This is a genomic window from Microbacterium sp. K41, assembly GCF_004794395.1.
Lineage (GTDB): Bacteria > Actinomycetota > Actinomycetes > Actinomycetales > Microbacteriaceae > Microbacterium > Microbacterium sufflavum.
Genome location: NZ_SSDO01000505.1, coordinates 23,991 through 31,278 on the forward strand (window position 1 = coordinate 23,991; position 7,288 = coordinate 31,278).

Below are 7,288 nucleotides of genomic sequence, written 5' to 3' on the forward strand. Positions count from 1 at the left end.
GTGCGTGGCCGTCCTTCCGCCCGCGCACAGCGAGCCGACCAGACTATCAGGATGCTGCGGCCGAGGAGGTCCGGGTCAGTCCGCGCGGCTCAGGGTCTGCAGCACCTCGGTCTTGGGCGCAGCCGGCAGGACGAAGCGGAACTCGGTCCCCACGCCCTCCTGACTCGTCACGTCCATCGAACCGCCGTGCGCCAGCACGATCGCGCGGGTGATCGTGAGGCCGAGCCCCACGCCGGGCACGGCATTCCGCGTGGCCGTCGAGGCCCGGAAGAACCGCGTGAAGAGCATGCCCTGCTCGTCCTCCGGGATGCCGACGCCGGTGTCCGCGACCGAGATCTGCACGCCGCCGTCCACGCGCCGCACGGCCGCCGTGACCCGGCCGCCGCTCGGCGTGAACTTGATCGCGTTCGACAGGAGATTGTCGACGGCCTGCCCGATCCGCCCCGGATCCACGAGCAGCCGGATCGGCTCGTCGCCCGCGTCCGCCACCAGCTCGATGTCCTCCCGCTGCGCGTGCGGACCCGCGGATGCGACCGCCGACCGCACGAGCTCCGCGACATCGGCCTCCACGCGCTCCAACGGGAAACGCCCCGACTCCACCTGGGCGGTGAACAGCAGGTCGCCCACCAGGTTGAGCAGGCGCTTCGCGTTGCGCTCGATGATCCCGACGAACTCCTGCTGATCCTCGGTCAGCGGCTGGCCCGGATCGTTCTGCAGCAGGTCGAGGAAGCCGATGATCGCGCTGAGCGGCGTGCGCAGCTCGTGCGAGATCATGCCCACGAACTCGTCCTTCATGCGGGCCACCTCCACCGCCCGCGTCTCATCGGTCAGCACGAACAGGTAGCCCTGCTGGGCACCGGAGCCGTCCTTGTGCGGACTCACCGTCACCCGCGCAGGAACGGTCGTGCCGCCCGCCGTGGTGACCTCCACGTCGCCGTCGACCGTGACCCCCTCGTCGGCCTGCGCGAACAGCGCCCGGATGCCCTCGGGCGCCGGCCCCGCACTCGCCCCCGCGACGGACGCCTCTCCCGACGCCTCCCGTCGCGCTGCCGTGTCCTCCGCGAGCATCGACAGCACCGTTCGGGAGAAGAACCGGTCGATGCGAACGTCGTCGAGCGCCTCGTCGGCCGTGAGTCCGAGCAGCCGCACGGCACCGGGGTTCCACGCCGTGATGCGCCCCGCGCGGTCGGTGGCGATCACGGCCTGCGCGGTGATCGAGGACCACAGGCTCTCGAAGGAGTCCAGCAGCACGCGGTACTCGTGCTCCTTCTGCCGCAGCTGCACGATCATCGCCACGTTCTCCGACAGCGCCCTCGTGCGTTCGGTGACCAGGTCCTCCGCCTGCTCCACCCGCATCCGCTGCTGCCGCGACAGCTCGTTCACCACGGCGGCGACGGCCGCGAACACGAGCGGCCCCACCACACCCCGCAGCCACACGACGGCGTTCGACGGCGGGTCGGTGATGTACGGCATGAGCAGGGCGAGCGACGACAGCGCGCCGACCACGAACACCCACCGGATGCCGGGGGCGGCCGCGATCCAGATGATCGGCAGCAGCACGAGCGAGCTGAACAGCGACGCCGCCCCGCCCGTCCCCGCACGGAAGAGGCCGAGCCCCACGATGTCGAGCATGGGGACCGCCAGCACGATCCAGCCCTCGCGCACGTGCAGGGCGCTGAGCACCCCGGCCTGCAGCGTGGCCAGCAGCACGATGCCGATGCCGATCAGCGCCGCGCCGAGGTGCGTGAACGGCAGGCCGGGGATGGCCCACGTCATGCTGCCCGCGATCACCGTCGCGACCAGCGTGGGCGCCTGCTTGACGATCGGACTCGGGTTGTCGAACACCCGGTACCAGCGGCTCTCGGCGCGCTCGAGCGGCGTGGCCCTCATCGCGGCACCCCCTCGACCACGCGGTGCAGGTCGGCCCCCGTGACGGGTTTCGGCAGCGCCGCGTCGGCCGGCGGGTAGTCGGCGACGTCGAGCACGGAGCTGACCACGAGGTAGCAGTCGGGGAAGCGCTCGTGGATGAGACGCGAGCAGGCGTGACCGGAGATGCCGGGGAGCAGCAAATCGAGCACGGCGACGACCGGATGGATGTCGGGGAAGGCGGCGATCGCGGACTCGGCATCGGGCGCAATGAAGACGTCGAAGCCCTCCCGGTCGAGGTACCGCCCCAGGAGCGTCGCCTGATCGGCCGCGTCCTCGACCACGAGCGCCAGCGGCCTCCCGGTCATCGGAGAAGCAGCTCTCGCACGACCACGATCACGACCACGATGCCGAGGGAGATCAGGGCCTGCGGGATGAGCCGCTTCTCGCGCCGGGCGTCCTCGGCGATCTCCTCGACCTCGGCGTCATGCGAAGGTGCGTCCGTCATGAGTCCACCCGTCCGACCTTCTCGGTCTTGATCCACGAGGCGTCGGCGCGGCGCCACTCCTTGAGGTACGAGTCCACCGTGATCGCGCACAGCAGGGAGCCATAGCCGCACACGTAGAGGAGCAGCCCGGCGAAGAAACGCCCTCCGGGCAGGGGCTCGACGGCACGCGCCAGCCAGATGCCGAGCATCGACACGGGGCCCCACAGGTAGAAGAACAGCAGCCACCCGAATCGCGCCTGATCCGTCGCCTCTTCGCCGAAGAGGTTCAGCAAACCGTCGAGCGTCCACGGGAACAGCGCGATGAACATCAGGATCAGCGCGCCGAGGCCGGGGAACATGATCGCCTCGCGCCACGACTGCCGGCCGATCCGCGGGTCGAGCTGCACGGAGTACAGCATCGAGAAGATGTAGATGCATGCGGCGGCGATCCACATGAAGCGGAACACGAACTCGGCGATGTCGCTGTGCAGCAGCAGGAGCGCGATCAGGCCGGCGGCGGCGAGCAGCATGAACGCCGGCAGCAGCAGGATCGTGAACCAGGCCAGGCCGAAGCCGACGCTGCCGAGGTTGTGATCGCGGCTCGGGCGGAACCACAGCTTCTTGTAGATGGACGTCAGCTGCACGTTGCCGCGAGCCCACCGCAGCCGCTGCTTCCACAGGCTGTCGATCGTGCGCGGCTCCTCCGCGAGCACCACGGCGTGCGGCTCGAACACCATCCGGCGTCCGTGGAGCTGGCTCTCGAACGTGGTCATCGTGTCCTCGGCGAGGGTCCCGGTCGGGATGCGACCGCCGATGGCCTCCAGGTTCGCGCGGGAGTGCAGCTGGGCGCCGCCCGCGAGGCACGCGATGGCGCCGCCGACGTTCTGCACGCGGCGGGCCGAGAGCTGTCCGATCACGTACTCGATCGCGATGAAGCGCGTCAGGTAGTTCCGGTCGCGGCTGCCCTCCGCGATGTACGCCGTGACCGCGCCGACCTTCTCGTCGGCGAGGTGACGCGTGAGCTTGCGCAGCGAGTCGCGCGCGAAGATCACGTCGGCGTCCATGATGAGCACGGCCTCGGTCCAGTCGTCCGCGAGCACCACGTCGAGCCCGTGGTTGAGCGTGTGCGCCTTGCCCTGGCCGCCCTGCTCGCGCCGCAGATGCACGACCCGTCCGGGGTATGCCGCGGCCTTCTGCGCCACGATCTCGGGGGTGTCGTCGGTGGAGGCGTCGTCGACCACGAACACGCGCAGCCGCTCCGCCGGGTACTCCAGCTGCAGCAGCCTCTCGATCGCGGGGCCGATCACCATGCCCTCGTTCCACGCCGGGATCACCACCGCGACGTTCGGGTGGTACGGGGCGGCCTTCGGGTAGTGGTTCCGGAACGCGTGCAGCGGGAGCGCCAGGAACTGCAGGCCCGTGTTGATGACGGGCAGCGTGCCCACGAGCACGCACAGCAGCAGGACGACCACGATCACGGTCTCGTACCAGGCGAGGTCGGGCATCAGCCGGTCACCTCCACGCCGTCGAGCAACGGAAGGATGCGGGAGTAGCGGCCGACGTCGGTGGCCACGTGACTGTCGGTCGACGCCACGACCTCGGCGCCCGCGTCACGCAGGGCGGCCAGTGCGTCGGGCCCGGGGCACGCCCACTTCTCGTTCACCTCGACGAGCGTGCCGGTGGCCGCGGCGGCACGTGCCCACTCGCGCAGCCGTTCGGCGCCCAGCTGCTCCTCGGACAGGCCGATCTTGGGCAGGATCGAGAAGCAGTGCGCGAGCTGGTTGCCGGGGTGGCGGTACATGGTCGCCACGACGGCCCCCACGAACTGGTCGAGCACGTCGTCGGCCGCCCAGCCCGCGGCGATGCGTTCGCGGACGGCGGTGGGGCCGAGCGGCCCGTCCTCGCCCGGGAACTGGTGGTCGGCGATCAGGATGCGGTCGATGCCGGCGGGGAGCGCGGGGATGTCGAGCGCTCCGGACGCGTCGAGGATCTTGGCCTCCACGCCCGTCAGCACCGTGAGCCCGTCCGGCATTCGCAGGGCGCGGACGGCGGCGAGGTACTCCGGCACCCAGGTCGTGCTCTGGCGCACGTGATCCACCAGGCGCACGGTGTCGAGCCCCGCGGCGACCGCGGCCACCACGTTCTCCTCGAGTGTGGAGACCGCGTCGTCGGAGAAGGTGGAGTGCACGTGATGGTCCCCCCGGAGCACCGCGTGACTCATACGTCCTCCTGATGACCGGCGTGCTCCGAGACGAGCACGTCGTCGACCTCGACGATCACGTCTTCCAGGAACCGCACCGACGCGACCTCGCGGAACGGCACCTGCACGGGCAGCTCGCGGCCCAGGAACAGGTCGGCGACCAGCGACGGGATGTCCACGCCGGCGGCGATCGTCAGCGGGAGCGCGCCGGGGAAGCGCGGGTTGACCTCGAGCAGCACGGCACGGCCGTCGCGGTCGCGGCGCAGTTGCACGTTGGCGACGCCCACCAGGCCGATCGCCCGGGCGATCGCGGACGCGGTCTCCTCCAGCTCGGGGTCGCGCAGGGTGCGTCCGGCGATCGCGACGCCCGAGTCGACCCTCGCCCTGGTGCGCGGCACCGCGGCGACCACTGCACCGGAGGCGTCGGAGATCACGTCGACCGAGTACTCCTCGCCGGGCAGGAAGTCCTGCACGATGAGGCCCTCGTCGGTCGGCAGCGCGTCGAGCGCGGCGCGGTCGGGCACGAGGCGGATGCCCCGGCTGCCCGCCCCCTGGCGCGGCTTGGCGAACACCGGGAACTCCCAGTCGACCGCGACGGCGTCGGGACCGGCGAGCACGGTGCGCGGGGTGCGTCCGGTCGGGGCGCAGCGCTCCGCGAGGGCGAGCTTGTCGAGGGCCGTGTGCAGCGTATCCGACGAGGGCGCGGCCAGCACCGCAGGAGCCAGCTCGTCTCGGCGGTCCGCGAGCGCGATGAGCTCCACGTCGACGGTGGAGATCACGAGGTCGAGGTCGTCCTCGGCCACGAGTCGCGCGATCGCGGGCACGAAGTCGTCGTCGCGTCCCGGCGGCACCAGGCGACGCTGCTCCGGCGGCACCAGGTAGATCCCGCTCGCCCAGCCGTCCATGTCGGCGGCGAACACCGTCAGGTCGGAGCGACGGAGCAGGGAGCGGATCACCGCCACCCCGGCCGGTCCGCCCGCCCCGGTCACCAGCACGCGCTGCGTCATTCAGCTCTCCCGTCGTGTGAGTTCGTGTGCGCCGACGAACTCCGCCGTCTCGCGCACCACTTCCAGCGGCTCCACCGCGTCGCCCCCGCCGAATCGCGACCAGTACCGCGCGGTCGCGGTGACGAACTCGGGGGCGAGGTAGTCACGGCTCGCGGCGGCCTGCGACTGGAAGCACTCCAGCAGACGCAGCTTCTCGTCGAGGAAGCGGTCGATGCGCACGAAGCGCGTCGGCCGGTAGTCGATCGTCGAGGAGGGGCTCTGGTAGCACGCGACGGTGCCGACACGACGGGTCGCGACGATCGTGGCCTCGCTCACGGCGCGATGGTCCTGGTGCCGATCGTGCGGGGAGTGCGTGTAGACGATGGTCGGCTGGATCTCGCGCACGACCTCTTCGATCAGTCGCACGGTGGAGCCGCCGCCGGAGATCTCCGTGTCGACGAGGTCTTTCAGGAACAGGCGGGCGCCGATCCGCTCGGCCGCGGCGAGCGACTCGTTCTGACGGCTGTCGGCGTCTCCGCCCCTGGCTCCGCGGGACAGGGTGAGGATCGTGATCGCGTCGCCGGCGGCGGCGTGGGCCGCGAGGATGCCGCCGACCCCGATCTCGACGTCGTCGGGGTGGGCGCCGATCGCGAGCACCACCTCGGTCGTCCTCGCCTCCTCGCGTCGCCGTCGGCCCTCCTCCACCAGGCGGGTCACGGCTTCCACGAGCCGGGCGTTGTCGAGCGGCTTGGTGAGGAACTCGTCGGCCTGCGCGCGCAAGGCGGACACGGCGTATTCGACCGAGACGTGCGCGGTCATCACGATCACCGGCACGGAGGGGATCGTGCGGCGCAGCTCGGCGAGCAGCTCGAGGCCGCTGAGACCCGGCATCTCGATGTCGGTGACCACCACGTCGGGCCGCACTGCGGCGACACGGTCGATCGCGGAGCGCCCGTCTTCCGCGAGGTCGACGATGCAGCCGGCACGGCGCTCCAGCACGGTCTTCACCAGCAGGGCGACATCGTGGTCGTCGTCGACGACGAGAATGCGGGGGGCGTCCTCAGACATGTACGGCTCTCCTTGGGGAGCTTCCCTGCCGGTGGGGGCCGGCGTCGCGATCCCGGTGCCTTCATCACCGGATCCGCGGGGAAAGTCGAGCGGGGTACGTCGATTCTGGCACAGGCGGGCAGACCCGGCCGCGCAGCGGCGTCAGGTCGCCGCCCGCGCCGCCCGCTTCTCCTGCTGGTACACCCGGATGGCCTCGTATCGCTCGGCCGAGCGGGCCTGGCGCTTGGCCGCCTCCGCCTCCCGGTTCTTGGGCGGCGCGGTCGTCACGAGGTCGTCCAGCAGCCGTCGCGTGGCCGCAGCGATCTCCTCGACGGCGCGATCGAACACGTCCCTGTTGACGCGCGAGGGCGCCGTCGCCCCGGAGATCTTGCGGACGAACTGGAGCGCCGCGTCGTGGCACTCCTCATCGGTCGCCGCGGGGGCCAGGTTGTTCAGGGGCACGATGTTCCGGCACATACCCGCACGCTACGCCCCGCCCCTCCCCCGCGGAAGCCCAGACACCCGGCCGCGAGCGGGGTGGTGCGTCACCCGCGGCATCGCTACGCTTCGGTGACCGGAGCGGCCGATGAACGCAGCGCGGACCGCACGCTCAATCGAGGAGAGACCATGACGAACCCCCCGCCCCCCGAGGCGTCGCAGCCCGGCACCCCTCCCCCCGCCTGGAACAGCACCCCCGCGAAC

8 protein-coding genes are annotated in these 7,288 nt (G+C 71.3%); all 8 read right to left on the reverse strand.

Annotation, left to right across the window (positions count from 1 at the left end):
* Positions 1–75 precede the first annotated feature (75 nt).
* The 8 genes from DW309_RS16810 to DW309_RS16840 all read right to left on the reverse strand — a co-directional run bounded on the left by DW309_RS16810 (position 76) and on the right by DW309_RS16840 (position 7,063).
* Complete coding sequence (locus tag DW309_RS16810) at positions 76–1,890, reverse strand: sensor histidine kinase (protein ID WP_136046025.1); 1,815 nt, start codon at positions 1,888–1,890, stop codon at positions 76–78.
* Entirely contained in the window at positions 1,887–2,234 is a 348-nt protein-coding gene (locus DW309_RS16815) for a response regulator (protein ID WP_136033572.1), read from the reverse strand. The genes DW309_RS16810 and DW309_RS16815 overlap by 4 nt, the downstream gene beginning before the upstream one ends.
* Positions 2,231–2,374 (reverse strand): hypothetical protein, encoded by a 144-nt coding sequence (locus tag DW309_RS19795; protein WP_168387313.1) that lies wholly within the window; start codon positions 2,372–2,374, stop codon positions 2,231–2,233. Before DW309_RS19795 ends, DW309_RS16815 begins: the two co-directional genes overlap by 4 nt.
* Positions 2,371–3,858, reverse strand: a complete 1,488-nt coding sequence (locus DW309_RS16820) for a glycosyltransferase family 2 protein (protein ID WP_136036406.1) — start codon at positions 3,856–3,858, stop codon at positions 2,371–2,373. Before DW309_RS16820 ends, DW309_RS19795 begins: the two co-directional genes overlap by 4 nt.
* A complete protein-coding gene (locus DW309_RS16825; protein WP_136046026.1) occupies positions 3,858–4,574 on the reverse strand; it encodes a PHP domain-containing protein in 717 nt (238 codons plus the stop codon). Before DW309_RS16825 ends, DW309_RS16820 begins: the two co-directional genes overlap by 1 nt.
* Complete coding sequence (locus tag DW309_RS16830; RefSeq protein WP_136046027.1) at positions 4,571–5,560, reverse strand: ATP-grasp domain-containing protein; 990 nt, start codon at positions 5,558–5,560, stop codon at positions 4,571–4,573. Before DW309_RS16830 ends, DW309_RS16825 begins: the two co-directional genes overlap by 4 nt.
* Positions 5,561–6,607 (reverse strand): response regulator, encoded by a 1,047-nt coding sequence (locus tag DW309_RS16835; protein ID WP_136046028.1) that lies wholly within the window; start codon positions 6,605–6,607, stop codon positions 5,561–5,563.
* 141 nt (positions 6,608–6,748) lie between these two features.
* Complete coding sequence (locus DW309_RS16840; RefSeq protein ID WP_136035184.1) at positions 6,749–7,063, reverse strand: DUF2277 domain-containing protein; 315 nt, start codon at positions 7,061–7,063, stop codon at positions 6,749–6,751.
* Between the last annotated feature and the right edge of the window lie 225 nt (positions 7,064–7,288).

Bases quoted from the DNA above. Each gene is read 5' to 3' on its own strand.
- DW309_RS16810 (WP_136046025.1), bottom strand. From the start codon at position 1,890: ATGAGGGCCACGCCGCTCGAGCGCGCCGAGAGCCGCTGGTACCGGGTG.
- DW309_RS16840 (WP_136035184.1), bottom strand. From the start codon at position 7,063: ATGTGCCGGAACATCGTGCCCCTGAACAACCTGGCCCCCGCGGCGACC.
- DW309_RS16830 (WP_136046027.1), bottom strand. From the start codon at position 5,560: ATGACGCAGCGCGTGCTGGTGACCGGGGCGGGCGGACCGGCCGGGGTG.
- DW309_RS16815 (WP_136033572.1), bottom strand. From the start codon at position 2,234: ATGACCGGGAGGCCGCTGGCGCTCGTGGTCGAGGACGCGGCCGATCAG.
- DW309_RS19795 (WP_168387313.1), bottom strand. From the start codon at position 2,374: ATGACGGACGCACCTTCGCATGACGCCGAGGTCGAGGAGATCGCCGAG.
- DW309_RS16825 (WP_136046026.1), bottom strand. From the start codon at position 4,574: ATGAGTCACGCGGTGCTCCGGGGGGACCATCACGTGCACTCCACCTTC.
- DW309_RS16835 (WP_136046028.1), bottom strand. From the start codon at position 6,607: ATGTCTGAGGACGCCCCCCGCATTCTCGTCGTCGACGACGACCACGAT.
- DW309_RS16820 (WP_136036406.1), bottom strand. From the start codon at position 3,858: ATGCCCGACCTCGCCTGGTACGAGACCGTGATCGTGGTCGTCCTGCTG.